The following is a 24,306-nucleotide window of genomic DNA, read 5'->3' as shown; positions in this document are numbered from 1 at the left end:
TTATGAAAATTGTTTTCTTTGTTCACTGTTTCTTCCCCGACCATTTTTATGGAACAGAAACCTATACCCTTGGATTGGCAAATCATTATCGCTCTTGGGGCCATGAGGTTTCCGTCGTTTCTGCGGTATTTCAGGGGGAGGCTAAGCAGCCATCCTTGATTAACCGTTACTCTTATCAAGATATTCCCGTCATCGCTATTGATAAGAATGTTATTCCGCACAGTCGTGTAAAAGAAACTTACTATCAGCCTGAAATGCGAAATGTGCTTGAGGAAATCCTCTTAGAGCTAAAACCTGACGTTATACATGTTACGCATTTGATCAACCATACGTCAGTTCTTCTCGAGGTCGCAGGTAAGCTTAATATCCCGACGTATACTACGTTCACTGATTTCTTCGGTTTTTGCGCCAACAATAAACTCGAAGCGGCAGACGGTGGCCTGTGTGCGGGGCCATCGGAATCTCGTGCCAACTGTGTCGCATGTTATCTCAAAGAGGCTGCGCAGGGCGGTCATGCGACGGGATGGATGAAGAAGGCGGCGGTTCCAGCTATGGCCAATTTGCTGGCCAAGGGGCTGGTGGCTTCTCGTAAACTGGGCGCCTTAAAATCCGGTTCAACACAAGGACTGGTTGAGGATCTGGTAACACGTCCGGATACGCTGTCGTATCTTTATAATACCTATTATAAAGGTGCCGTTGCCCCTACGGCTTTCTTGCAAAAGGCGTATATAGCGAACAATATCACAGCCCCGATGCGTAAGATTTGGTTTGGCATCGATATTGATCGCAAAGCTAAACCTGTTCGTGATGAAAATCATATTCCAGTGATTGGTTTTATCGGTCAAATCGCGCCTCATAAAGGCACTGATCTGCTGATAGAGGCATTTAAGCAGCAACCTAAGAACAGTGCCAGGTTAAAAATTTATGGTCCAACCGATCAGTCGGTAAGCTATATGGATACATTGAGAAAGATGAGTGACGGTGTCGATGGCATCGAGTTCATGGGGACGTTTGATCAGGCTAAAATGGCTGATATCTTCAGTGAGATTGATCTGTTTGTGATCCCATCGAGATGGTATGAAAATAGTCCTTTGGTTTTGTTGAACTCGTTGGCAACGCACACTCCCGTATTGGTCTCTGATGTGGAAGGTATGACCGAGTTTCTAACGGAAGGGGTCAATGGGTACAGCTTCAAGCGTGGAAATTCCGACGACTTAGCCAATAAACTCTCTTATATCCTACAAACACCGCAGTTATTGCATAAATTGTCCTTGTCGACAGAATATGCAAGAACAACAGAAGTCATGGCAAAGGAAACATTCGAAATTTATCAATGCAATGAGTTGATAACAAATAGTTGAAGCGCCGAAAAACGCTTCGTTATTTCTGAATATTTCTTTTTATTTTAGCACTGACCATGTTTATGGAGAAAAAATGAAAATTGTAGTTTTTGGCGGTGGTGGTTTTCTCGGATCGGCAATTTGTGATCGTTTGCTTAAAGATGGCCATCAGTTGAGGATTTTCGAACGTCCGCGGGTTCCGCCTTATCGGGAGTTTACGGCAGACGAAAGTGTGGAGTGGGTGACCGGCGATCTGAGCAGCACGCATGATCTTAATGACGCCATCCAGGGTATGGATAGCGTCTTGCATCTTGTTTCCACAACGCTACCGAAAAGTTCGAACGAAGACCCGGTATACGACGTTCAGACCAACGTGGTGCCGAGCTTGCATATGCTTAATGCTATGGTGAGTCAGGGCGTTTCTCGCATTGTCTTTATTTCCTCTGGCGGCACGGTATACGGCAAACCGCAGTATACCCCCATCGATGAGAAACACCCGACCGATCCGGTTGTCTCGTATGGCATTACCAAGCTAGCCATCGAAAAATACCTGCATATGTTCAGCCAGCTGTATGGTATTAAGGCTGTGACATTGCGTGTAGCCAATCCCTATGGTGAACGCCAACGCGTTGAGACGGCGCAGGGCGCTGTGGGTGTGTTCTTACACAATGCACTGAAAAGTAAGCCTATTGAGATTTGGGGTGACGGCAGTGTTCAGCGTGACTATATTCATGTCAGCGATGTTGCGGAAGCATTTGCCAAGGCGCTTGTTTACGACGGAAAGGAAGAGTGCTTTAACATCAGTTCGGGGAAAGGGACGAGTCTCAATGACCTCATCGCCATGTTGAAAGACATTTTGCCTGAAGAGCTCCAGATAAATTATAAACCAGCCAGATCATTCGACATAGATATCAGCGTATTGAGTAACGATTTAGCTCGCCGGGAGTTGGGTTGGGAACCGCAATTAAGCATGCAGGAAGGGCTCAAGCGGGCCGCTGACTGGGTGAGAAACTCTTTAAAAAATCATAATTGAGTAATATAAATGCGCGTTCTTCTTACTGTTCATCAATTCTTTCCGGAGTATAAAGCGGGAACGGAGGTGCTTACATTATCGGTTGCTAAAGAATTGATGCGAGCAGGCCATCAGGTGCATGTCTATACAGGACACCCGGGAGAAGCCTCTCTTACGGATGATGAACGGTTTGATGAGTATGATTACGAAGGGATTCATGTTTATCGTTTTCATCATGCCTATGTGCCTATGTCTGGTCAGAGCTCGATGATCGAGGTTGGATACAATAATCAGCTGGCGGTTAAACATTTTAAAAACATTGTTCAAACCTTTTGCCCGGATATTGTCCATCATTTTCATCTGAATCGGTTGGGGATCGGGTGCATTGAGCACGTAGCGCAGCAAAAAATCACTCAGTTTTTTACGCCAACAGACTTTTGGATGGTGTGTCCCACCGCGCAGTTGATGCTTGGGGAGGGCCGGTATTGTAACGGCCCCAGTCCGGCATCCGGCAACTGTATTAAGCATTTTGCTCGTGATTCAAAGGGGGGAATGCTCGGCAGTATGTTTGACCATACGCCAACGTTTCTTTTTGATCAGCTGGCAAAGTTGACTAAAAACAACCCTCTTATTCATTATCCTATGAGTAATGAAGTTCGAGCAATGGCGACGCGTTTAGAAAAAACGATAGCCTCGCTGAACAAACTGGATGGCATTGTTGCGCCGAACGTGTTTATGAAAGAGTTATTCACCCGCTATGGTGTTAACGCTGAAATTATCCACAGTTATCCGTTTGGTATCGATATTCCGAAGCGTAACATAGAGCCTAAGGTCGATCGTTATGACCGGCCATTATCACTGGGGTTTATTGGCACTCTTGCGCCGCATAAAGGGTGTCATGTCGCTATTGAAGCGGTGCAAAGATTGCCGAAGAACAGTGCAACATTGAAAATATATGGTAGCGCGCAAGGTTTTCCAGAATACCATTCACGGTTATTGACGTTGGCTGGAGATAATCCCGCGATTCATTTTTGCGGTACATTTCCTAACGAGAAAATCGATTCTGTTATGGATGATATTGATGCGCTGATAGTGCCGTCGATATGGTATGAAAATACACCGTTGGTCATCTACTCCGCGCAAGCTGCAAAATGTCCGGTCATAGGATCGAATTTACCGGGGATTGCAGAAGTTATCACGCATAAAAGTAATGGTTTGTTGTTTGAGGCTGGTAACGTATCGGATCTGATTGCGCAAATCTCATCATTACTGGATGAGGGTATCTCTAATTTAAGTGAAAATGCGATAAGGATAAAATCGATTAGAGATTACGTTGACATGTTGATGACTTTATGGCGCAGTTAAATGCGGTATATTATATCTAATTCAGGTTTGCCTGCTACTGAGTATTTTTATTGATGAGGGCTTATGTCTAATACTAAAAAAGAAAGAATTGACGGGCCTGATATCCTTCGGGGGTTTGCGGCCATCTCAGTCATTGTTGTTCACTTGATTGCCTCTTCGCAAATTGATTTTGGTCATGTCATTACGCTTATTGGCAGTAAATTTACCGCCAGTGTTACTTTATTCTTTACGATAAGTGCATTTTCTATTGCTTATGCTTATAATGATGGCTTTATCAACAAAACTGACTTTAAAAATTTTTATATCAAGCGATTCTTCCGGCTGGCCCCTCTCTTTTATCTGGCGATGATTGTTGAAGGCGTTATCATTTATTATGCATTTCAACATACTCCTTCTGCTTTTGAAGTCTTAATGTCTGGGACGTTTCTCTTTAACCTGGTCCCAAAAATGCAAGATGGCATCGTATGGGCTGGATGGTCCTTGAGTATAGAGTGGGTGTTCTATCTCCTTTATCCGGTGATATTTATATTTAGCAACAATAAGAAAACCATTGTTGTGCTATGGATGCTGTGTGTCTTTATCTCATCAAGTATCGCTAAAGTACAGGCGGAACCCATTGAGATATACATGAATATTCTAAATCACATGGTTTTCTTTATCTCAGGTATTTTCGTCTATTTATACCTTAAAGAGTTGCAGGTGCTGGGTGCCAATCTTGGGCGATATTCTGGTTTTGTTTCCGGATTGATAATGTCATCTCTAATGGCGTTGCTGATTTATTGTTTTGCTCAGGATGGATATCCATTTAATATATATATTGTTTACCCTCTGATTTGGGTGGGTATGATCGCCTCTTCCATTATCGGCATCCCTGCATTAATCAATAATCGTTTCACCCGCTTCCTTGGTAAGGCCAGTTATAGCATCTATCTCATGCACGGCATTGTTCTTTATCTGCTTAAGGCTGTTGGAACATACCGGTGGGTTGACACCTTCGCGGTCAGCGGCCCAATGAAGTTTCTGATTTCTATTTTGATTACCGCTGTTTTGACTATCGCAATCTCTTACCTCTCGTATAGATACATCGAGGAACCAGGGATAAAACTGGGGAAGCGATTTATATCAAAAAGAAACGCTTCATCATGCTCAGTCGAGAGAAGGCTAAACAGTAATGGGTAACAGAGAGGCGACACCGGGGCAGGCGATCACCCCGGGATTATCGTGTTTGAATACTTCAGTTTTTGGCTGGAAATCAACCTTTAATGTCATGTGATACGGCCTATCGCACCAATCACTACCCACCCGGCTCAATCCTGAGTTAACATGTGTGCCACATCACAAAACCTGCTGGCCGACGTTGCCGGCAGGGTCATCCTCAGACAGGAGTTCCTAAATGTCCAAGCAACAAATCGGCGTTGTCGGCATGGCGGTAATGGGCCGCAACCTCGCGCTGAACATCGAGAGCCGTGGTTACACCGTTTCCATTTTCAACCGTTCTGGCGACAAAACTGACGAAGTGATCGCTGAGAACCCGGGCAAGAATCTGGCGCCGTATTACACCGTTGAAGAGTTTGTCGAATCACTGGAAAAACCGCGCCGCATCCTGCTGATGGTGAAAGCGGGTGAAGCAACGGATAAAACCATTGCCTCGCTGACTCCGCACCTGGACAAGGGCGACATCTTGATCGACGGCGGCAACACCTACTATCAGGACACCATCCGTCGTAACCGCGAACTGTCCGACCAGGGCTTCAACTTCATCGGCACCGGCGTTTCCGGCGGTGAAGAGGGCGCGTTGAAAGGGCCTTCCATCATGCCTGGTGGCCAGAAAGAAGCTTACGAGCTGGTGGCGCCAATCCTGGAGAAAATCGCTGCGGTTGCGGAAGGCGAGCCTTGCGTGACCTACATTGGCGCAGACGGTGCCGGCCACTATGTGAAGATGGTGCACAACGGCATCGAATACGGCGACATGCAGCTGATTGCCGAAGCCTATTCTCTGCTGAAACAGGCGCTGAATCTGAGCAACGAGCAACTGGCCGAAACCTTCGCCGAGTGGAACAAGGGCGAACTGAACAGCTACCTGATCGACATCACCAAAGACATCTTCACCAAGAAAGACGAAGAGGGTAAATACCTGGTCGATGTGATCCTGGACGAAGCCGCCAACAAAGGCACCGGCAAATGGACCAGCCAGAGCTCGCTGGATCTGGGCGAACCGCTGTCGCTGATCACCGAATCGGTATTCGCACGCTACCTGTCCTCGCTGAAAGATCAGCGCGTTGCTGCCTCTAAAGTGCTGACCGGCCCGAAAGTGGCGCCGTTCACCGGCGACAAAGCTGAATTCATCGAGAAAGTGCGCCGCGCGCTGTATCTGGGCAAAATCGTGTCCTACGCGCAGGGCTTCTCTCAGCTGAAAGCCGCGTCTAAAGAAAACAACTGGGATCTGCACTACGGCGAAATCGCCAAGATCTTCCGCGCCGGTTGCATCATCCGCGCTCAGTTCCTGCAGAAGATCACCGACGCTTACGCGGCGGATGCCGATATCGCCAACCTGCTGCTGGCGCCATACTTCAAGCAAATCGCCGACGAATACCAGCAGGCGCTGCGTGACGTGGTGGCCTACGCCGTGCAGAACGGTATCCCTACGCCAACCTTCTCCGCTGCGATCGCCTACTACGACAGCTACCGTTCCGCGGTGCTGCCGGCGAACCTGATCCAGGCGCAGCGCGACTACTTCGGTGCGCACACCTATAAACGCATCGACAAGGAAGGCGTGTTCCATACCGAATGGATGGAATAAGCCCGCTCGTTGAGCGATAAAATAAAAAAAGCCGCCGAGGTTAACGCCCGGCGGCTTTTTTATTGCGTGCGAGTTAACGTCATGCTTTTTTCTGATGCCGCTCGCGCAGCCGGCCGATCACCGCGCTCAGATCCAGATCCTGGTCCTGCAGCAGCACCAGCAGGTGATAGATCAGGTCCGAAGCTTCGTTGGTCAGCTCTTCGCGATCGTTGACCGTGGCGGCCAGCGCGGTTTCCACGCCTTCCTCCCCGACCTTCTGCGCGATGCGCTTGGTGCCGCTGGCATACAGGCTGGCGGTGTACGAGCTGTCCGGGCTGGCGTGCTTGCGCTCCGCCAACAGCTGCTCCAGCTGATAGAGGAACGTCCAGTCGCTGGCGGCCGGGTGGAAGCAGCTGCTGTTGCCGAGGTGGCAGGTTGGGCCGATCGGGTTGGCCAATACCAGCAGCGTGTCGTTATCGCAGTCCGGCGTGATGCTGACCACTTTGAGGAAGTGGCCGGAGCTTTCACCCTTGGTCCACAGGCGCTGCTTGGTGCGCGAGAAGAAGGTGACGTTGCCGCTTTGCTCGGTGGTGGCCAGCGCTTCCGGCGTCATGTAACCCAGCATCAGCACTTCGCCGGAAACGGCGTGCTGCACGATGGCCGGCACCAGGCCGTCGGTTTTTTCCCAGTCCAGCTGGTTTCTCTGTTGTTCTGTCAGCACACGCGAATCTCCACGCCTTGTTCGACCAGGAACCTTTTCAGTTCGCCGATATTGATGATTTGTTTGTGGAACACCGATGCCGCCAGCGCGCCGTCGACGTCCGCATCGCGGAACGCTTCCAGGAAGTGTTCCATGGTGCCCGCGCCGCCGGAGGCGATCAGCGGCACCTTGCAGGCCTCGCGCACTCGGCGCAGTTGCTGCAGATCGTAACCGTTGCGCACGCCATCCTGGTTCATCATGTTCAGCACGATCTCACCGGCGCCGCGGCGCTGCACTTCCTGCACCCAGTCGAGGGTTTCCCACTGGGTGATGCGGGTGCGGCTCTCGTCGCCGGTATATTGGTTGACGTGATACTTGCCGGTTTCACTGTCGAACCAGGTGTCGATGCCCACCACGATGCACTGCACGCCAAAGCGATCCGCCAGGCGGCTAATCAGATCGGGATCGGCCAGCGCCGGCGAATTGATCGAAATCTTGTCGGCGCCGAAAGACAGGATCTGGCTGGCGTCCTCGGCGCTTTTAATGCCGCCGGCGACGCAGAACGGAATATCAATCACCTCCGCCACGCGCGACACCCAGCTTTTGTCCACCACCCGGCCGTCGCTCGAGGCGGTGATATCGTAAAATACCAGCTCGTCCGCACCTTCTTGCGCATAGCGCTGCGCCAGCGGCACGATGTCGCCGATGATTTCGTGGTTGCGGAACTGCACGCCTTTCACCACTTGCCCGTCTTTAACATCCAGGCACGGGATTATCCGTTTTGCCAGCATGCGATCGCCTCCTCAACGCTAAATTTACCTTCCAGCAGGGCGCGCCCCACGATCACGCCGGCAACGCCGCTGCCGCGCAGCTGGGCGATGTCGTCCAGATTGCCGATGCCGCCCGAGGCCTGGAAGGCCACCTGCGGATAACGGCGGCTGATCTCCTGATACAGCGCCACGTTGGAACCGGCCAGCGTGCCGTCGCGCGAAATATCGGTGCACAGCACGTGCTTGAGCCCGTAGGGCAGGAACTGTTCCACCACCTGTTCCAGCGTGGCGTCGGAGTCTTCTTGCCAGCCGCTGATGGCCACGCGCTTCACGCCCTGCGCGTCGATGCGCACGTCCAGCGCCAGCACCAGCGCGTCGGCGCCGTAGCGCTCGAACCAGCTTTGCACCAACTGCGGCTGTTTCACCGCGGTGGAGCCGATCACCACGCGCGTGGCGCCGGCTTCCAGCAGGGCGCTGACGTCTTGTTCGTTGCGGATGCCGCCGCCGACCTGCACCGGCACGTTAACCCCCGCCAGCAGCTTGCGCAGCAGCGGGATCTGGCGCGCCGCCGGATCCTTGGCGCCGGTCAAATCGACCAGATGCAGCACCTGGGCGCCCTGTTGTTGATAGTCCTGCAGGCGCAGCAGCGGATCGTTGCCGTAGTCGCGCTGTTGACCGTAATCGCCCTGATGCAAACGCACCACGTTGCCGTCGATCAAATCCAAAGCCGGAATAATCATGCTGCCTACATCTCCAGAAAGTTTTTCAACAGTTGCGCGCCGGCCGCTCCAGAACGTTCTGGATGAAACTGCACGCCGAAGAAGTTGTCTTTTTGCACGGCGGCGGTGAAGGGCTCGCCGTAGTTCGCCTGGGCGATGGTGCTGGGGCATATCGGCATCGCATAGCTGTGTACGAAATAGAAGTAGGCGCCGTCATCGATGCCGCGGAACAGATGGTGGCCCGCCTGCGCGGACACCTGGTTCCAGCCCATGTGCGGCAGCGGCAGGCCGAAGTCGGTCATCTGCTTCACCGGCGTATCGATGAGGCCGAGCGTGATCACGCCGCCGTTCTCTTCGCTGCTGGCTGCCAGCAGCTGCATGCCGAGGCAAATGCCCAGCACCGGCTGCGTGCAGGCCCTGATCAGTTCGATCAAATCGCGCTCGCGCAGCTGATCCATCGCCGCCTGCGCAGTGCCGACGCCCGGCAGGAACAGCTTGTCGGCGCGCAGCACGATCTCCGGATCGCGGCTCACCTCCGGCTGATAACCCAGGCGCCGCACCGCGTAGGTGACGGAGGCCAGGTTGGCGCAGCCGGTATCCAAAATCACCACGTTCATCACAGCACTCCTTTCGAACTCGGCAGGGTATTGCCCTCGACGCGGATCGCCTGGCGCAGCGTGCGGCCAAACACTTTGAACAGGCTCTCGACCCGGTGGTGGTCGTTTTTGCCCTTGGTCTTCAGGTGCAGCGTGCAGCCCATGGTGTAAGAGAGCGAACGGAAGAAGTGCTCGACCATTTCGGTGCTGAGATCGCCGACGCGCTGATAGTTGAACTCGGCCTTGTACTCCAGGTGCGGGCGGCCGGAGATATCCAGCGCGCAGCGCGCCAGGCATTCGTCCATCGGCAGCACGAAGCCGAAGCGGGCGATGCCGCGCTTGTCGCCGAGCGCCTTGTTCAGCGCTTCACCCAACGCCAGGCCGGTGTCCTCTACCGTATGGTGATCGTCGATATACAGGTCGCCTTTGACGTCGATCTCCATGCGGAAGCCGCCGTGGGTGGCGATCTGATCCAGCATGTGATCGAAGAAGCCGACGCCGGTTTTGATCTTGCTGCCGCCTTCGCGATCCAGCCAGACGTTGACGTCGATCTGCGTCTCTTTGGTCACGCGATTAACCCGCGCGTGACGGTCACGCAGGGTCAGCTGGCGCACGATCTCTTTCCAGCCCAGCACGCCGCGCTGGTAACGCAGCCCCTGGATGCCCATGTTTTCCGCCAGCTGCACATCGGTCGGCCGATCGCCGATCACGTAGCTGTGCGCGGTATCGAGCACGCCGGGTTCAAGGTAGCCTTTCACCAGCGCGGTTTTCGGCTTGCGGCAGTCACAGTTGTCCGCCGGCAGGTGCGGGCAGATCAGCACATCGGCGAACTGAATGCCCTGGGAGCTGAGGATCTGCATCATCAGGTTGTGCGGCGGATCGAAGGTTTCCTGCGGGAAACTGGCGGTGCCGAGCCCATCCTGATTGGTGATCATCACCAGCTGATACCCCGCCTGTTGCAGCGCCAGCAGGGAAGGGATCACGTCCGGCTCAAGCGCCAGCTTGTCCAGGCGGTCAACCTGGAAATCTTCCGGTGGCTCGGCGATCAGCGTGCCGTCACGATCGATAAAGAGGATTTTTTGGCTCACATTGGCTCCTGGCGAGTCTGGTTGGCGCCGGGCAGGGCGGACAAGGCGTCCACCACGCGTTGACATTCGTCGCGGGTGCCTATGGTGATGCGCAGGCAGCCGGACAACCCGGGCTGTTTGTTTTGGTCTCGTAAGATAATGCCCTGATCCCACAAGCTTTTAAACACATTACTTGAGGCGGTGAAGCGAGCCAGCAGGTAATTGCTGTCGCTGGCGAAAACCTGCTCGACGCAGGCGCATTTCTCCAGCTGTTGCTGCAGCCAGCTGCGGGTGGCTGCGATGTCGGTGACGCGCTGGCGCATGGTGCGGATACCTTCTTCGCTCAGCGCCTGCGCGGCGATATCCGCCACCGGCGTCGAGAGCGGGTAAGGGGCGATCACCTTCAGCAGCAGAGCAATCAGATCTTCATTGGCGAGCGTAAAGCCGCAGCGCAGTCCGGCCAGCGCAAAGGCCTTCGACAGCGTACGCAGAATAGCCAGGTGCGGGTAGTCGCTCAGCCAACCGGCCACCGAGGCCTGCGGGCAAAACTCGATATAGGCTTCGTCCACCGCGACGATCGCCTTACCTTTGGCCAGCTCCAGCAGACTGCGCAGAGAGTCCGGGTCGATCAGGTTGCCGGTCGGGTTGTTCGGGCTGCAGACGTAGATCAACTTCACGTTGTCCAGGCTGTCCGCGATGGCCGGCAGATCCAGCTGCCAGTCCTCTTTGGCGGCCACGGTGCGGCGCTCCACGCCAAAGGTTTCGGCGCTGACGGCGTACATGCCGTAGGTCGGCGGGCAGAACAGAATGGCGTCTTTGCCCGGCTCGCAGAAGGCGCGGATCAGCAGCTCGATGCCTTCATCGGCGCCGCGGCTGACCAGCACCTGCTCTTTCTTCACCCCGGCATAGGCGGCGTAGCGTTCGATCACCTGCGCCGGCTGGCACTCCGGATAGCGGTTGAAGGTTTGCGCGGTCAGCTGGAATTCCGGGGCGATCGGGTATTCGTTGGCGTTCAGCCATACGTCGCCCTTGCCGCCGAGGCGGCGCGCCGATTGATAAGGGGTCAGCTCGCGAACGTTGGCGCGCGCCAGTTTTTCGATGCTCATGCTTGCTCCTTCAGGGCGGCGACGCGCAGGGTCACGGCGTTCTTGTGGGCGATCAGCTGCTCGGCGGCAGCCAGCGTCTCGATGGTGGCGGCCAGGTTGCTGAAGCCCTGCGGCGTCAGCTCCTGCACCGTCATGCGTTTTTGAAAGTCGGCCAGGCCCAGGCTGGAGCAGGTGGCGGTGTAGCCGTAGGTCGGCAGCACGTGGTTGGTGCCGGAGGCGTAATCGCCGGCGGACTCCGGCGACCAGTCGCCGAGGAACACCGAACCGGCGCTGGTGATGCCGTCCACCAGTTCGCGCGCATTGCGGGTCTGAATAATCAGGTGCTCCGGGCCGTAGCGGTTGCTGATCGCCACGCACTCAGCCAGATCGCGCGCTACGATCAGGCGGCTGCTCGCCAGCGCCTGACGGGCGGTCTCGGCGCGTGGCAGCTCGGCCAGCTGGCTTTCCACTGCTTCGGCCACCGCCTGCGCCATTGCCGCGTCCGGCGTCAGCAGGATCACCTGCGAATCCGGGCCGTGTTCGGCCTGCGACAGCAGATCGGAAGCGACGAACGCCGGAGTGGCGCCGGCGTCGGCGATCACCAGCACCTCCGAAGGGCCGGCCGGCATGTCGATGGCCGCACCGTCGAGGCGCTGACTGACCTGCCGCTTGGCTTCGGTCACAAAGGCGTTGCCCGGCCCGAAGATCTTCGCCACGCGCGGCACGCTCTCGGTGCCGAACGCCAGGGCGGCGATCGCCTGCGCGCCCCCGACCTGAAACACTTCCTGCACGCCGCACAGCTGCGCCGCATACAGGATCTCATCGGCGATCGGCGGCGGCGAGCACAGCACCACCCGGCGGCAGCCGGCGATGCGTGCCGGCGTCGCCAGCATCAGCACGGTGGAGAACAGCGGCGCCGATCCGCCGGGAATATACAGGCCGACCGAGTCGATGGGGCGGGTCACCTGTTGGCAGCGCACGCCCGGCTGCGTTTCGACGTCCACCGGCGGCAGCCGCTGCGCGTTGTGGAAGGTTTCCACGTTGGCGACGGCCACCGCCATCGCCTGTTTGATGTCGTCGCCCAACCGCGCGGCGGCGGCGGCGATCTGCTCGGCGCTGACGCGCAGCGCCGAGACTTCCGCCTTGTCGAAACGGGCGCTGTAGTCGCGCAGCGCCCGATCGCCGTTGGCCTTCACGTTGTCGAGGATCTCGCTCACCGTGCGGGTGATGCTGTCGGAGGCGGCGATGGCCGGGCGCATCAGCAGCTCGGCCTGGCGTTCGGCGCTGCTGGTCGCCCAATCGATCGGCGTGTTGAAGGTCGACATGGCGTTACTCCATCATCTTTTCAATCGGCAGCACCAGAATCGAGCTGGCGCCGAGCGCTTTCAGTTTTTCCATGGTTTCCCAGAACAGGGTTTCGCTGCTCACCATGTGCATCGCCACGCGGTTCTGCGCGCCGGCCAGCGGCAGAATGGTCGGGCGCTCGGCGCCCGGCAACAGCGCGACGATCTCGTCCAGTTTCTCGCTCGGCGCGTGCAGCATGATGTATTTGGATTCACGCGCCTGGATCACGCCCTGAATGCGGGTCATCAGGCGATCGATCAGCTGCTGTTTGGCTTCCGGCATTTCGCCGTCGCGCTGGATCAGGCAAGCCTTGGAGCGGTAGATCACTTCCACTTCGCGCAGGCCGTTGGCCTCCAGCGTTGCGCCGGTAGAGACCAGATCGCAGATGGCGTCGGCCAGACCGGCGCGCGGCGCCACTTCCACCGAGCCGTTCAGCAGGCAAGATTTGAAGCGCACGCCCTGCTTGTCGAGGTATTGCTTCAGCAGGTGCGGGTAAGAGGTGGCGATGCGGGCGTCCTGCAGGCTTTGCGGGCCGGTGTATTCGGCGTCGAGCGGGGTGGCCAGCGACAGGCGGCAGCCGCCGAAATCGAGGCGGCGCAGCGTGAAGTAACGCGGGTCTTCGCCCTGGGCGCGGCGGCTGAGCAGCTCTTCTTCCAGCACGTTTTCGCCGATGATGCCGAGATCGACCACGCCGTCCATCACCAGGCCCGGAATATCGTCGTCGCGCACGCGCAGGATATCGATCGGCATGTTCTCGGCGAAGGCGATCAGACGCTGCTGCTGCAGGTTGATCTTGATGCCGCAGCGCGCCAGCAGTTCCTGGGATTCATCGCTCAGGCGGCCCGACTTCTGCATTGCGATCCGTAAACGTGTCTTGTCCAGCATGGTAACCTCTGTTTAATCTGTAATTTTATGAATTTATTGTAAAAACTATTCTTTCTGTCTGTCCGGAGCCAAAAAAAAACCCTCGGAAGAAATCTTCCGAGGGCTCTCTCTTGCGTTCTGCGCGCCACTGGAAGATTAACAAACCGTCTTCCAGCACTCATCGCCTGAAAGACTAGTCAGGGTGATGGTGATGATGGTGGTTGAACTGAACGCGTGTCATGGTGTTTTTCTCTAATCAAAAGCCGGTAAAAACCGTATGCCAATTAAGCTAAACTATCCGCTGTCCACCGCGCAACCCTTTTTTAACGTCATAAATTTAATTTATTGAAACAGGTTAGGTTATTAGCCACAGACAGCTTTACCTGACCTTAAGCCGGGCAGATTGTATCGCCGTGCGCAGTGGCGTAGCCTTAGGGGGAGGGCGCTGCGATCTTCAGGAGAGGAAGAGGATGAAAAAGGTAGCCATTATTGGTTTGGGTTGGCTGGGCATGCCGTTGGCGCTGTCGCTGATGGGGCGCGGGTATGACGTGGTCGGTAGCAAAACCACGCCGGACGGCGTCGAGGCCGCGCGCATGAGCGGCATCGAATGCTACCAACTGGAACTGACGCCGGAGCTGGTGTGCGATCCGGACGATCTGGAATCGCTGCTGCGCGTGGATGCGTTGGTGGTCACGCTGCCCGCTCGCCGCACCGTCGAAGGCAGCGAAAACTATTTCAATGCGGTGCGCATGCTGGTGGACAGCGCGATGGCCTTTGGCGTGCCGCGGGTGATCTTCACCAGTTCCACCTCGGTGTACGGCGAAACCGCCGGCACGCTGCGCGAAGAGTCGCCGTTGCGGCCGGTCTCGCCGTCAGGGCGGGTGTTGGCCGAGCTGGAACGTTGGCTGCATGAATTGCCGAACACCTCGGTGGACATTCTGCGCCTGGCGGGGCTGGTGGGCGCCGATCGTCACCCCGGCCGCTTCCTGGCGGGCAAGCTCGACGTGAAGGGCGGTTCGCAGGGGGTGAATCTGGTGCACCAGGACGACGTCATCGCCGCCATCCAACTGTTGCTGAAGCTGCCGAGGGGGGGCCACGTGTACAACCTGTGCGCGCCGCGTCATCCGGCCAAGCGCGAATTTTATCCGGCGCTGGCCGAGCAGCTGCACCTGGAGCCGCCGCAGTTCGCCGACGAGGCGGAGCAGGACGAGCGGCTGGTGGACGGCAATCGCATCTGCAACGAGCTGGGTTTTGAGTATCAGTATCCCGATCCGGCGCGTATGCCGGTCAGTTAAGGCAGCATACGTCGTTTAAAGCGGGAAAAGGTGGCTCGTCACAAAGTCGACGAACAGCCTGATTTTGACTGACAGGTGGCGGCCCGACGGCCAGAGGACATGAAAAACCATGTTCTCGCGGTCGTATTCATCCAGAACCGTCACCAGGCTGCCCTGTTCCAGCTGTCTGCGCACGGCGATTTCCGGCAAATAAGCGATGCCTAACCCTTGTTCCGCAAAGCACACCTGCGGATCGAGGGTATTTGTCACCATGCTGGCCGGCCGTTCGGGGAGCATATCCGTCTTGTCCCCCAGCGGCCAGATATCCAGTTTGCCGGTGCTGGGAAAGCGATAATGCAAACGGGCATGGCTTGTCAGATCCTCGGGCTTGCGCGGCATACCCGCTTGGCTGAAATAACCCGGCGCGCCAACGAAAACCTTGCGGCAGGTACCCAGCCGGCGGGCAACCAGCCGTGAGTCACTCGGGGTTCCGCTGCGGATAACGGCATCGAAACCTTCCTCAATCACGTCAACCAGCCGATCCGAATAATCAATATCCAGCTCTATCTCAGGATAGCGGCGCTTGAAGTCCCCCAGTTTTGGCATGAAGAGCGTGCCCAGCGACGGGAGGCTGATGCGCAGCTTGCCCTGAGGCGTTCCCCGCGTTTGCAACAGCTCGGCTTCCGCCTCTTTCACCTCACTCAAAATGCGTCGGCATCTTTCCAGGAACAGGGCCCCTTCAGGCGTCAGGTTGACCGTGCGGGTGGAACGGTGGAACAAACGCACGCTGAGCCGCTCCTCCAGCCGGGCGATGGTTTTGCTGACCGCCGACGCGGAGATCCCCAGCTGCTGCCCGGCCACCGTGAAACTGCGGCTTTCACTGACCCGGACGAAAACGTCGAGAGAACCCAGACTTTCCATAGGCTTCCATTCTATTAATGACATTTGTGTCATGAGTGTTGTTCACTTTAGCCTATTTTTCTTTTATCAGCGAGTGGGCAGCATGATGCAACCGTCATCCGCAATGAGCGGAAACATCTTTGAATGGGGAGTGATTGATGAATCAAACGACGATATCTGCGCCTGCCGGGAGCATCGAGCGGTTGCCGCTGGGGGGCCTGCTGGCATTGGCAATGGCCGCTTTCATCACGCTGCTGACCGAGATCATGCCGGCGGGCGTGCTTTCTTCGATCGCGGGCGATTTGAACGTGTCTGAAAGCCTGGCGGGGCAATTCATCACCGCCTATGCGGTGGGCGCGTTGGTCGCCGCCATTCCGCTGACCGCATTGACGCAAGGCATGCGGCGCCGCCCCTTGCTGTTGAGCGCGATCTGCGGTTTTGCCATCGTCAACCTCGTCACGGCGCTGTCGCATGATTACCATGTCTCATTGGCGACGCGCTTCTTCGCCGGCGTTTTCGGCGGCATCGTTTGGTCTTTGCTGGCCGGTTACGCCGTGCGCATGTCACCGGCTCATCTTGGCGGCCGCGCTATTGCGATCTCCGGCGCCGGCGCCACCCTGGCGTTGGTGCTCGGCGTGCCGCTCGGCACGTTGCTTGGTCGAGCCATCGGTTGGCAGGGCGCCTTTGGCCTGATGACGTTGATGGCGCTGGCGCTCGTGGCGTGGATCGTCGCCATCGTGCCGGATTTCCCCGGCCAGGCTAAGGCGCATCGCCCGTCTCTGAGCGGCGTCTTCTTGCAGTGCGGGATCCGCGCCGTGCTGTTCGTGGTGTTCACCTTCATCGTTGCCCACAACATTCTGTATATCTACCTGGAGCCTTTCCTCAAGTCGTCGGGGTTATCCGAGCGGGTCGATATCGTTCTGTTTATCTTCGGGCTGGGCGCGATTGCCGGATTAGGCATTGCCGGGATGTTGGTCGATCGGCGAGTCCAATCTCTTACGGTGACGAGTATCGTTATCTTTTCCTTCGCCGCCGTGCTGCTGGGGAGTGGGGGACGGGCGGCCCCGATTGTCTATCTCTCCGTTGCATTGTGGGGCGTGGCTTTCGGCGGTTTCGCCACCCTCACGCAGACGGCATTGTCACGGCTTTCCGGCCGTGCGGCCGACGTTGCGCAGTCCATGTATACGACGGGCTGGAATATCGCCGTGGCGGCCGGTGGCGCGGTCGGCGGCATGTTGCTCGACAAGGGCGGAGCGGCCTCTTTTGCCTGGGCCATCATCGGGTTCCTCGTCCTGTCTTTAACCGGCACGCTGTTTGCCATGAATCGGGCGCTGGCCTCTCAGCGATGAGGTGATTGGCGTGCGGCGCGCGCCAAATCCTCCAGCAGCGCGTTCAACGCCTCGTCGGGCTGGACGGGGCGGCTGACCAGGCTAAGCGTGGCGCGATAAGAGAGCGCCGTGCCGCCCAACTGCCGCAGCAGCCCCTGTTCCACCCAGCGCGCCGCGTAATGGGTGGGCAGATAGCCAAGACAGGTACCGCTCAGCACCAGATGGGCGACGCTTTCCATATGGTGAGCCACCGCCGCCAAGTGAGGCGGCGCGATCGGGCACAGCTGCTGCGCCAGCAGGTAGCCGCGCTTGACCCAGCGCGCGTTTTCAATCTGCTCGCGCTCGGGTTCTTCCACCGCGAACAGCGGGTGATCCGTGCTGCAGTAGATCGCCTGTATTTCCTCCAGCCACGGCTGATAACGTAACTCCTCCAGCTGTTGGCCGAAGTAGCCGATGCCCAGATCGAGCTGCTGGTGCAGCAGCCCTTGCTCAATCTCGTTCGGCGAACAGATGCGGCACTGCAATTGCACGTCCTGATGGCGCCGCTGAAAGTGCTTGATGGCCTGGCTGAACGGATTGCCCGGCAGCGAAACCAGATTGTCCACCAGACCGATTTGCAGATCGCCGGTCAGCAGGCCATTCAGCGACTGGCTGACCCGGGTGAAGTCGCGGGCGGCGTTGAACAGCGAACGGCAGGCGATCAGCATGCGTTCGCCCTTGGGCGTCAGCCGGAAGCCGGAGCGCCCGCGTTGGCACAGGCGAAAACCCAGTCGGGTTTCCAGCGAGGCCAGATGGGTGCTGATGGTGGATTGGTTCATCAGCAGCGCTTCCTGCGCGGCGCTGACGCCCTGGGCTTCCGCTACCGCGACGAACACCCGCAGCAGTTTCAGATCGATATCGCTTAGGTTGGTGAGCATTCCCCCTCCGCAGAACGTCGGCCGGTTAACCCATTTTTAACATCGAAGAAATAGGTGCGGCGCTGAAGATATGGCCTTCCTTATGGCATGAAGTTGAAATAAAAATCAATACTTCAATAGGTTAGTTGCATCGTGTTTTCCGATGTTTACATGCAAAAGCGGGAATGGTAGCCGAGGTGGCCAACGGGGTAGCCTGCAAATGTTGCTCAAATGTTTCAATTCATCGCAGATAACGACAAGGAAACGCCATGCTGAACCAACCCCAAAGCGGTAACGACATGCCGCGCTTTGCCGGTATTCCCACCATGATGCGCCTGCCCGCCGCCGAACAGGCGCACGGTCTGGACGCCGCCTTTGTCGGCATTCCGCTCGATATCGGCACCTCCAACCGCAGTGGCACCCGCTATGGCCCGCGCCAGATCCGCCAGGAATCGGTGATGATCCGCCCCTACAACATGGGCACCGGTTCTGCGCCGTTTGAACGGCTGCAGGTGGCCGATCTGGGGGATGTCGCCATCAACCCCTACAGCCTGGCGGACAGCGTGCAGCGCATCGAGGCGGCTTACCACGAGATCCTGGCGCACGGCTGCACGCCGTTGACGCTCGGCGGCGATCACACCCTGACGCTGCCGGTGCTGCGCGCCGTCGCCCGCCGCCATGGCCCGGTCGGGCTGATCCACGTCGATGCGCATTCCGATACCAACGAGGATATGTTCGGCGAACAGCTGGCGCACGGCACCACCTTCCGCCGCGCGTTTGAGGAGGGGCTGCTGGCGCCGGAAAAGGTGGTGCAGATTGGCCTGCGCGGCAGTGGCTATGCGGCGGACGACTTCGACTGGTCACGCCGCCAGGGCTTTCGTGTGGTGCCGGCCGAGGCCTGCTGGCACCGGTCGCTGACGCCGCTGATGGCGGAGATCCGCGAACAGATGGGCGAAGCGCCGGTTTATCTCAGCTTTGATATCGACGGGCTGGATCCGGCCTTCGCACCGGGCACCGGCACGCCGGAGGTCGGCGGGCTGTCGGTTTGGCAAGGGCTGGAGATCGTGCGCGGCTGTCATGGGCTGAACCTGGTCGGCGGCGACGTGGTGGAGGTGTCGCCGCCTTACGATCGCTCCGGTAACACCGCGCTGCTGGCGGCCAACCTGCTGTTTGAAATGCTGTGCGTGCTGCCGGCCCGTTGAGGCCGGCGCACTGACTCTACCGGCGGAGCGGTTGCGTCGGGGCCCCTGATAACAATAACTACGGAGTGGAGGTACACATGAATCTCGATCTGCTGGTCGTGGTGTTTTACTTTCTGGTGATAGGCGCGGTGGGGTGGATGGGCATTCGCCGCGCCAATTCCAAAGAGGCGTATCTGGTGGCCGGGCGCAACCTGGGGCCGGGGCTGTATCTGGGCACGCTGTCGGCGGTAGTGCTCGGCGGCGCGTCGACCATCGGCAGCGTCAAGCTCGGCTACACCTACGGCATCTCCGGCGTCTGGCTGTGCGGCGCGCTGGGGCTGGGCATTGTGGTGCTGAGTCTGGTGCTGGCCAAACCGCTGCTCAAACTGAAGCTGTATACCGTCAGCCAGGTGCTGTCGCGGCGCTATCACCCGGCGGCGCGGGTCACCAGCGGCGCGATCATGCTGGCGTATGACCTGATGGTGGCGGTGACCTCGATCATCGCCATCGGCAGCGTGATGCAGGTGATGTTCGGTCTGTCGTTCAGCGCGTCTATCCTGCTCGGCGGCGGGCTGGTGGTGCTGTATTCGACGCTGGGGGGCATGTGGTCGCTGACGCTGACCGACATCATTCAGTTCATCATCATGACCGTCGGCATGATGCTGGTGCTGATGCCGATGAGCATCGTCAAGGCCGGCGGCTGGGAGGCGTTCACCAGCATGCTGCCCGCCGGTTACTACCAGCTGTCGTCGATCGGGCTGGACACCATTCTGGTGTTCTTCCTGATCTACTTCTTCGGCATTCTGATCGGCCAGGACATCTGGCAGCGGGTGTTCACCGCCCGCAGCGCCAATGTGGCGCGCTTCGCCGGGCTGGGGGCGGGCGTCTATTGCGTGCTGTACGGCGTGACCGGCGCGCTGATAGGCATGGCCGGCAAGATCGTGCTGCCGTCGCTCAGCAACACCGACGGCGCCTTCGCCGCCATCGCGCAGGCGGTGTTGCCGGTCGGCGTCAGCGGGCTGGTGGCCGCTGCGGCCCTGGCGGCGCTGATGTCCACCGCCAGCGCCTGCCTGTTGGCGTCTTCGACCATCGCGCTGGAGGACGTGCTGCCGGCCATCCGCCGTAAACCTTCCGGCGGGCTGGCCGCCGGGCGCTTTACCACGCTTTTCATGGGCGCGGTCATGCTGGGGCTGGCGTTTGTGGTGCGCGACGTGCTGGCGGCGCTGACGCTGGCTTACAACCTGCTGGTGGGCGGCATGCTGATCCCGCTGGTGGGGGCGATCTTCTGGCCGCGCGCCACCAGCGTTGGGGCCATCGCCAGCATGCTGACCGGCAGCCTGTGTGTGGTGGGGCTGATGATCTGGCACGGCATCGACGCTAACAGCCCGATCTACGGCGGTCTGCTGGGCGGCGGCGTCGCCTTCGTGCTGGGCAGCCTGCTGAGCCGCCCGGCGCCGCAGCTGCAGGCTCAAACTGAACGCTGAGGCGCGATCCGGGCTTTTATCACGGCGCCTTTACTGATTTACTGAGGAGCAGGGCGCATCGCCGCCCTGTCGGTTTAACGGTGAGGGTAAGGAGAAGGTGAGTCATGGGTAAAATCAGCGTCGCATGCTGCCAGTTAGCGCTGCGGGTAGGGGAAGCAGAGCATAATCGGGCGCTGTCCGCTCAGGCGATCCGTCATGCGGCGCAGCGCGGCGCCAACGTCATCGTGTTGCCGGAGTTGGTGAACAGCGGCTATGTGTTGCGCGATAAGGCGGAGGCGTGGGCGTTGGCCGAGACCGAAGACGGGCCTAGCCTCAGCCTGTGGGGGGCCCTGGCGCGTGAGTTGGATGTGGCGATCGTCGCCGGTTTCTGCGAGCGGCTGCCCGATGGCGGGGTGGCCAACAGCGCGGCATTGATCGATGCGCAGGGCGTGAGGGCGATTTATCGCAAGGCCCACCTGTGGCATGAGGAGAGCACGATCTTTACCCCCGGCGATCGGCCGCCACCGGTCGTCGAGACCCGCTTTGGCCGGTTGGCGATGATGATCTGCTACGATCTTGAATTCCCCGAATGGGTGCGGCTGCCGGCGCTGGCCGGCGCTCAGCTGCTGTGCGCACCGGTCAACTGGCCGCAGGCGCCGCGTCCGCAGGGCGAACGGCCGGCGGAGATGGTGAAGGCGCAGGCCAACGCCGCCGTCAATCGGCTGTTCATCGCGGTGTGCGATCGCTGTGAAACGGAGCGCGGCGTTGCGTGGATCGGCGGATCGGTGATCGTCGACGCTGATGGCTATCCGTTGACGCAGAGCCTGACAGGCGAAGGCATGGTGCTGGCATCGATGGATATCGGCGCGGCCGATGACAAGCGCATCGGCCGCTACAATCATGTGCATCACGATCGGCGGCCGATGCTGTATTGAATCGGCGGGAAAATCCGCCGTTTTGGCGCTTACAGCCAGCCTGATTTCTTCAGCTTCTGATACAGGAAAATACAGCCGACGGCGGTCGCCCCCAGCGTGGCGTGATAGGCCCACGGGAATTTCAACTCCGGCATGTCAGCGAAGTTCATCCCGTACAGGCTGAAGATCACCGTCGGGATAGCCAAAATCGCCCCCCAACCCGCCAGCCGTTTCACCACTTCGTTTTGTTTGACCGTCACCAGCGCCAGATTGACGTGCATGGCGTTGGTCAGCATTTCGCGCATGTCGTCGATGTTGCTGACCACCTGATGCGCGTGATCCTGCACGTCGCGCACATAGGCGCGCAGCTCTTTCGGGATCACTTCTTCGTGCAGACGGATCAGCTGGTTGCAGATTTCATCCATCGGCAGCGCGGCGTTGCGCAGCGCCAGCAGGTGGCGGCGCAGAGTATAGACGTTCTCGATCGCCGCCTGATCGAACTCCGACTGAAACATGTTGGCTTCGATGTTCTCGATGGTGCTCTCGAAGCGCGTTACCACGTTGCGGTAGTTATCCACCACGAAGTCCAACACCGAATAGAGGGCGAAGCCCGGCCCGCGGCACATCTGCTTGTGGTTCTCTTCCGCCTTGGCGCGGATCGGCGCGTAGCTGGGTGAGGCGCCGTGGCGCACCGTCACCAGAAAGTTTTTGCCGACGAAGAAGTGGGTTTCGCCGTATTCGATTTCGTCGTGCTCGCCCCACTGCGCGGTTTTCACCACGATGAACAGCGAGTCGCCGTAGGTCTCCAGCTTCGGCCGCTGGTGCGCACACAGCGCGTCTTCGATCGCCAAATCGTGCAGGCCGAACTCCTCCTGCACCTTGCGCATAAACGCCGGTTCCGGCTGCCGCAACCCCAGCCAGACGAAGGTGTCCGGTTGTTTGACCACCTCGCTGATATCGTCGATGGTCACTTCGCCCAGCCGTTGGCCGGCTTTGTACGCCACACAGTTCACCACCATGCTTTTGCTGTCCATCTGTCCATCCATCAATCAGTCAGGGTTTTGGTAAGAAAATAGCACTCATGTTCCACCGGATACGCTTTCAGCGTCATTTGCAGCTGATAGCCGAGCTTTTCGTAGAACGGTCGCGCCTGGAAGCTGAAGGTGTCGAGACGGGCGTAGCGGCAGCCGCGCGCCTGCGCCTCATGCTCGGCGGCGCGCATCAGCCGGCCGCCGAGGCCGCTGCCGCGCTGGGTATCCGCCACCCACAGCCACTCGACGCTCAGCCAGTTGCCCCAGGTTTCGGCGGTCAGCCCGCCGATCACCGTGCCGGCCTCGTCGCGCGCATAGACGCTGAGCGGCTTGCGGTGGCTGGCGTCGATATGCGGCAGGTTGTAAGCGCGCAGGCCTTGCCTGATCGCATCGAGGGTACGTTCGTCAATCGCGTCGGTAACGGTAATGTCCATTTTTCCTCCTGGGTTATGGATTAACTTAAGCACACTGCGGCTAAAAGGCAACCCGTTGAAATGTAATGTAAACACCCATTACGACGGGCTGGGCTACACTAAACGGGTCATTTCATCTTCAGGAGGACGCCATGCCCCGATTGACTCTGCTTGCCGGTTTGCTGCTGTGCAGCGGCCTGCTGCACGCCGCGCCGACGGTCAGCCAATTGCAGGACGGCCTGGAACACCCATGGTCGCTGGCCTTCTTGCCGGCGGAACAAGGCCTGCTTATCACCGAACGGCCCGGCCGGCTGCGGCTGTGGCTGCAGGGCAAGGGCCTGTCGCCGCCCATCGCCGGCGTGCCGCAGGTCTACGCCGAGGGGCAGGGCGGCCTGCTGGAGGTGTTGCCGGCCCCCGACTTCGCCGCCAGCCGCCGGGTGTACCTGAGTTTCGCCGAACCGGGCGAGGGCGGCAAAGCCGGCACGGCGGTCGGCTATGGCCGCCTGAGCGACGACGGCGCGCGGCTGGAAAACTTTAAGGTGATCTTCCGTCAGCAACCCAAGCTGTCGGTCGGCAATCACTTTGGCGGCAAGCTGGCGTTCGATCGGCAGGGCTACCTGTTTATCGCGCTGGGCGAAAACAACCAGCGGCCGACGGCGCAGGAGACTGACAAACTGCAGGGCAAGCTGGTGCGGCTGACCGCCGAGGGCGCGGTACCGCCGGACAACCCCTGGGTCGGCCAGGCAGGTAAACGCCCGGAGGTTTGGTCTTACGGCCACCGCAATCCGCAAGGGTTGGCGCTGAATCCGTGGAGCGGCGCGATCTGGGAGCATGAACACGGTCCGCGCGGCGGCGATGAGCTCAATATCCCGCTGCCGGGTAAAAACTACGGCTGGCCGCTGGCCACCTATGGCATCAACTATTCCGGCCAGCCGATCCCGGAGGCCAAAGGAGAACGGGTGCCCGGCACCGAACAGCCGCTGCACTATTGGCGGGTTTCGCCCGGCCTCAGCGGCATGGCGTTTTATGACGGGCAGCGTTTCCCCGCCTGGCGGCACTCGCTGTTCATCGGCGCACTGGCGCAAAAGGCACTGATTCGCCTGACGCTGGAGGGGGACAAAGTGGTGGCGGAAGAGCGGCTGCTGGGCGATCGCGGCGAACGCATTCGCGAGGTGCGCAGCGGGCCGGACGGCTACCTGTATCTGCTGACGGACGAACGGGACGGCAAGCTGCTGAAGGTCGGGGCGTCGTAGCGCCCCGCATCG

Annotated in this window: 24 protein-coding genes and 1 other annotated feature; of the genes, 11 read left to right on the top strand and 13 right to left on the bottom strand. The window is 58.7% G+C overall.

The window, feature by feature from the left end; all coding sequences use genetic code 11:
* Positions 1-2 precede the first annotated feature (2 nt).
* The 5 genes from ACJ8IJ_RS08325 to gndA all read left to right on the top strand — a co-directional run bounded on the left by ACJ8IJ_RS08325 (position 3) and on the right by gndA (position 6,517).
* Positions 3-1,361, top strand: a complete 1,359-nt coding sequence (locus ACJ8IJ_RS08325; RefSeq protein ID WP_004938828.1) for a glycosyltransferase family 4 protein — start codon at positions 3-5, stop codon at positions 1,359-1,361.
* Positions 1,362-1,434: 73 nt separating this feature from the next.
* Entirely contained in the window at positions 1,435-2,373 is a 939-nt protein-coding gene (locus ACJ8IJ_RS08320) for an NAD-dependent epimerase/dehydratase family protein (protein ID WP_004938824.1), read from the top strand.
* Between the two features lie 9 nt (positions 2,374-2,382).
* Positions 2,383-3,717: a glycosyltransferase gene (locus ACJ8IJ_RS08315; RefSeq protein WP_004938819.1), complete on the top strand. Its 1,335-nt coding sequence runs from the start codon at positions 2,383-2,385 to the stop codon at positions 3,715-3,717.
* 63 nt (positions 3,718-3,780) lie between these two features.
* The gene (locus tag ACJ8IJ_RS08310) at positions 3,781-4,896 is read left to right on the top strand and encodes an acyltransferase family protein (RefSeq protein ID WP_049187399.1); all 1,116 of its coding nucleotides are present in this window, start codon (positions 3,781-3,783) and stop codon (positions 4,894-4,896) included.
* A gap of 214 nt (positions 4,897-5,110) precedes the next feature.
* Positions 5,111-6,517, top strand: a complete 1,407-nt coding sequence (gene gndA / locus ACJ8IJ_RS08305; protein WP_004938815.1) for an NADP-dependent phosphogluconate dehydrogenase — start codon at positions 5,111-5,113, stop codon at positions 6,515-6,517.
* Between the two features lie 79 nt (positions 6,518-6,596).
* Here gndA and hisIE read toward each other — a convergent pair whose 3' ends face one another.
* The 9 genes from hisIE to hisL all read right to left on the bottom strand — a co-directional run bounded on the left by hisIE (position 6,597) and on the right by hisL (position 13,882).
* Entirely contained in the window at positions 6,597-7,217 is a 621-nt protein-coding gene (gene hisIE / locus ACJ8IJ_RS08300; protein ID WP_325962086.1) for a bifunctional phosphoribosyl-AMP cyclohydrolase/phosphoribosyl-ATP diphosphatase HisIE, read from the bottom strand.
* The gene (gene hisF / locus ACJ8IJ_RS08295) at positions 7,211-7,987 is read right to left on the bottom strand and encodes an imidazole glycerol phosphate synthase subunit HisF (RefSeq protein ID WP_325962084.1); all 777 of its coding nucleotides are present in this window, start codon (positions 7,985-7,987) and stop codon (positions 7,211-7,213) included. The genes hisIE and hisF overlap by 7 nt, the downstream gene beginning before the upstream one ends.
* Positions 7,969-8,706: a 1-(5-phosphoribosyl)-5-[(5-phosphoribosylamino)methylideneamino]imidazole-4-carboxamide isomerase gene (hisA, locus tag ACJ8IJ_RS08290; protein ID WP_033650627.1), complete on the bottom strand. Its 738-nt coding sequence runs from the start codon at positions 8,704-8,706 to the stop codon at positions 7,969-7,971. The genes hisF and hisA overlap by 19 nt, the downstream gene beginning before the upstream one ends.
* A gap of 5 nt (positions 8,707-8,711) precedes the next feature.
* The gene (gene hisH, locus ACJ8IJ_RS08285; protein WP_060440331.1) at positions 8,712-9,302 is read right to left on the bottom strand and encodes an imidazole glycerol phosphate synthase subunit HisH; all 591 of its coding nucleotides are present in this window, start codon (positions 9,300-9,302) and stop codon (positions 8,712-8,714) included.
* Entirely contained in the window at positions 9,302-10,369 is a 1,068-nt protein-coding gene (hisB, locus tag ACJ8IJ_RS08280) for a bifunctional histidinol-phosphatase/imidazoleglycerol-phosphate dehydratase HisB (protein ID WP_015377254.1), read from the bottom strand. Before hisB ends, hisH begins: the two co-directional genes overlap by 1 nt.
* Positions 10,366-11,454, bottom strand: coding sequence for a histidinol-phosphate transaminase (hisC, locus tag ACJ8IJ_RS08275; RefSeq protein ID WP_015377255.1), 1,089 nt, complete (start codon positions 11,452-11,454; stop codon positions 10,366-10,368). Before hisC ends, hisB begins: the two co-directional genes overlap by 4 nt.
* The gene (hisD, locus tag ACJ8IJ_RS08270; RefSeq protein WP_004938796.1) at positions 11,451-12,758 is read right to left on the bottom strand and encodes a histidinol dehydrogenase; all 1,308 of its coding nucleotides are present in this window, start codon (positions 12,756-12,758) and stop codon (positions 11,451-11,453) included. Before hisD ends, hisC begins: the two co-directional genes overlap by 4 nt.
* Positions 12,759-12,762: 4 nt before the next feature.
* Positions 12,763-13,662: an ATP phosphoribosyltransferase gene (gene hisG, locus ACJ8IJ_RS08265; RefSeq protein WP_004938793.1), complete on the bottom strand. Its 900-nt coding sequence runs from the start codon at positions 13,660-13,662 to the stop codon at positions 12,763-12,765.
* A 70-nt stretch (positions 13,663-13,732) separates the two neighbouring features.
* Positions 13,733-13,859, bottom strand: a sequence feature (His leader region).
* Positions 13,835-13,882: a his operon leader peptide gene (gene hisL / locus ACJ8IJ_RS08260; protein ID WP_100396937.1), complete on the bottom strand. Its 48-nt coding sequence runs from the start codon at positions 13,880-13,882 to the stop codon at positions 13,835-13,837. It overlaps the preceding feature by 25 nt.
* A gap of 229 nt (positions 13,883-14,111) precedes the next feature.
* Here hisL and ACJ8IJ_RS08255 point away from each other — a divergent pair, with 229 nt between their 5' ends.
* The gene (locus ACJ8IJ_RS08255) at positions 14,112-14,936 is read left to right on the top strand and encodes an SDR family oxidoreductase (protein WP_004938791.1); all 825 of its coding nucleotides are present in this window, start codon (positions 14,112-14,114) and stop codon (positions 14,934-14,936) included.
* A gap of 15 nt (positions 14,937-14,951) precedes the next feature.
* On the opposite strand, the gene ACJ8IJ_RS08250 is transcribed toward ACJ8IJ_RS08255, so the two are convergent.
* Positions 14,952-15,836: a LysR family transcriptional regulator gene (locus tag ACJ8IJ_RS08250; RefSeq protein ID WP_442518524.1), complete on the bottom strand. Its 885-nt coding sequence runs from the start codon at positions 15,834-15,836 to the stop codon at positions 14,952-14,954.
* Positions 15,837-15,973: 137 nt separating this feature from the next.
* Here ACJ8IJ_RS08250 and ACJ8IJ_RS08245 point away from each other — a divergent pair, with 137 nt between their 5' ends.
* On the top strand, positions 15,974-17,164 hold the full coding sequence (locus tag ACJ8IJ_RS08245) for an MFS transporter (RefSeq protein ID WP_131164454.1): 1,191 nt from the start codon (positions 15,974-15,976) through the stop codon (positions 17,162-17,164).
* Here the strand turns inward: ACJ8IJ_RS08245 and ACJ8IJ_RS08240 are convergent.
* A complete protein-coding gene (locus tag ACJ8IJ_RS08240) occupies positions 17,155-18,060 on the bottom strand; it encodes a LysR family transcriptional regulator (protein WP_131164453.1) in 906 nt (301 codons plus the stop codon). The two genes, ACJ8IJ_RS08245 and ACJ8IJ_RS08240, sit on opposite strands and share 10 nt — an antisense overlap.
* Positions 18,061-18,308: 248 nt before the next feature.
* Here ACJ8IJ_RS08240 and speB point away from each other — a divergent pair, with 248 nt between their 5' ends.
* The 3 genes from speB (at position 18,309) to ACJ8IJ_RS08225 (ending at position 21,618) form a co-directional block, all read left to right on the top strand.
* A complete protein-coding gene (speB, locus tag ACJ8IJ_RS08235) occupies positions 18,309-19,241 on the top strand; it encodes an agmatinase (protein WP_442518523.1) in 933 nt (310 codons plus the stop codon).
* Between the two features lie 77 nt (positions 19,242-19,318).
* Complete coding sequence (locus ACJ8IJ_RS08230) at positions 19,319-20,704, top strand: sodium:solute symporter (protein WP_442518522.1); 1,386 nt, start codon at positions 19,319-19,321, stop codon at positions 20,702-20,704.
* Between the two features lie 104 nt (positions 20,705-20,808).
* A complete protein-coding gene (locus ACJ8IJ_RS08225) occupies positions 20,809-21,618 on the top strand; it encodes a nitrilase family protein (RefSeq protein WP_442518521.1) in 810 nt (269 codons plus the stop codon).
* 29 nt (positions 21,619-21,647) lie between these two features.
* On the opposite strand, the gene ACJ8IJ_RS08220 is transcribed toward ACJ8IJ_RS08225, so the two are convergent.
* Together ACJ8IJ_RS08220 and ACJ8IJ_RS08215 are read right to left on the bottom strand one after the other, a co-directional pair.
* On the bottom strand, positions 21,648-22,631 hold the full coding sequence (locus tag ACJ8IJ_RS08220; RefSeq protein ID WP_440484034.1) for a magnesium and cobalt transport protein CorA: 984 nt from the start codon (positions 22,629-22,631) through the stop codon (positions 21,648-21,650).
* Positions 22,632-22,642: 11 nt separating this feature from the next.
* The gene (locus ACJ8IJ_RS08215; protein ID WP_442518520.1) at positions 22,643-23,062 is read right to left on the bottom strand and encodes a GNAT family N-acetyltransferase; all 420 of its coding nucleotides are present in this window, start codon (positions 23,060-23,062) and stop codon (positions 22,643-22,645) included.
* A gap of 131 nt (positions 23,063-23,193) precedes the next feature.
* Here ACJ8IJ_RS08215 and ACJ8IJ_RS08210 point away from each other — a divergent pair, with 131 nt between their 5' ends.
* Positions 23,194-24,294: a PQQ-dependent sugar dehydrogenase gene (locus tag ACJ8IJ_RS08210; protein WP_004938764.1), complete on the top strand. Its 1,101-nt coding sequence runs from the start codon at positions 23,194-23,196 to the stop codon at positions 24,292-24,294.
* Positions 24,295-24,306 lie beyond the last annotated feature (12 nt).

This window comes from Serratia sp. CY40230 (genome assembly GCF_052168835.1).
Classification (GTDB): domain Bacteria; phylum Pseudomonadota; class Gammaproteobacteria; order Enterobacterales; family Enterobacteriaceae; genus Serratia; species Serratia nematodiphila.
This window is presented reverse-complemented; position numbering and strand designations above follow the sequence as displayed.

Coding starts and splice junctions, on each gene's coding strand:
- ACJ8IJ_RS08325 (WP_004938828.1), top strand. CDS start 3: ATGAAAATTGTTTTCTTTGTTCACTGTTTCTTCCCCGACCATTTTTAT.
- ACJ8IJ_RS08320 (WP_004938824.1), top strand. CDS start 1,435: ATGAAAATTGTAGTTTTTGGCGGTGGTGGTTTTCTCGGATCGGCAATT.
- ACJ8IJ_RS08315 (WP_004938819.1), top strand. CDS start 2,383: ATGCGCGTTCTTCTTACTGTTCATCAATTCTTTCCGGAGTATAAAGCG.
- ACJ8IJ_RS08310 (WP_049187399.1), top strand. CDS start 3,781: ATGTCTAATACTAAAAAAGAAAGAATTGACGGGCCTGATATCCTTCGG.
- gndA (WP_004938815.1), top strand. CDS start 5,111: ATGTCCAAGCAACAAATCGGCGTTGTCGGCATGGCGGTAATGGGCCGC.
- hisF (WP_325962084.1), bottom strand. CDS start 7,987: ATGCTGGCAAAACGGATAATCCCGTGCCTGGATGTTAAAGACGGGCAA.
- hisA (WP_033650627.1), bottom strand. CDS start 8,706: ATGATTATTCCGGCTTTGGATTTGATCGACGGCAACGTGGTGCGTTTG.
- hisH (WP_060440331.1), bottom strand. CDS start 9,302: ATGAACGTGGTGATTTTGGATACCGGCTGCGCCAACCTGGCCTCCGTC.
- hisC (WP_015377255.1), bottom strand. CDS start 11,454: ATGAGCATCGAAAAACTGGCGCGCGCCAACGTTCGCGAGCTGACCCCT.
- hisD (WP_004938796.1), bottom strand. CDS start 12,758: ATGTCGACCTTCAACACGCCGATCGATTGGGCGACCAGCAGCGCCGAA.
- hisG (WP_004938793.1), bottom strand. CDS start 13,662: ATGCTGGACAAGACACGTTTACGGATCGCAATGCAGAAGTCGGGCCGC.
- ACJ8IJ_RS08255 (WP_004938791.1), top strand. CDS start 14,112: ATGAAAAAGGTAGCCATTATTGGTTTGGGTTGGCTGGGCATGCCGTTG.
- ACJ8IJ_RS08250 (WP_442518524.1), bottom strand. CDS start 15,836: ATGGAAAGTCTGGGTTCTCTCGACGTTTTCGTCCGGGTCAGTGAAAGC.
- ACJ8IJ_RS08245 (WP_131164454.1), top strand. CDS start 15,974: ATGAATCAAACGACGATATCTGCGCCTGCCGGGAGCATCGAGCGGTTG.
- ACJ8IJ_RS08240 (WP_131164453.1), bottom strand. CDS start 18,060: ATGCTCACCAACCTAAGCGATATCGATCTGAAACTGCTGCGGGTGTTC.
- speB (WP_442518523.1), top strand. CDS start 18,309: ATGCTGAACCAACCCCAAAGCGGTAACGACATGCCGCGCTTTGCCGGT.
- ACJ8IJ_RS08230 (WP_442518522.1), top strand. CDS start 19,319: ATGAATCTCGATCTGCTGGTCGTGGTGTTTTACTTTCTGGTGATAGGC.
- ACJ8IJ_RS08225 (WP_442518521.1), top strand. CDS start 20,809: ATGGGTAAAATCAGCGTCGCATGCTGCCAGTTAGCGCTGCGGGTAGGG.
- ACJ8IJ_RS08220 (WP_440484034.1), bottom strand. CDS start 22,631: ATGGACAGCAAAAGCATGGTGGTGAACTGTGTGGCGTACAAAGCCGGC.
- ACJ8IJ_RS08215 (WP_442518520.1), bottom strand. CDS start 23,062: ATGGACATTACCGTTACCGACGCGATTGACGAACGTACCCTCGATGCG.
- ACJ8IJ_RS08210 (WP_004938764.1), top strand. CDS start 23,194: ATGCCCCGATTGACTCTGCTTGCCGGTTTGCTGCTGTGCAGCGGCCTG.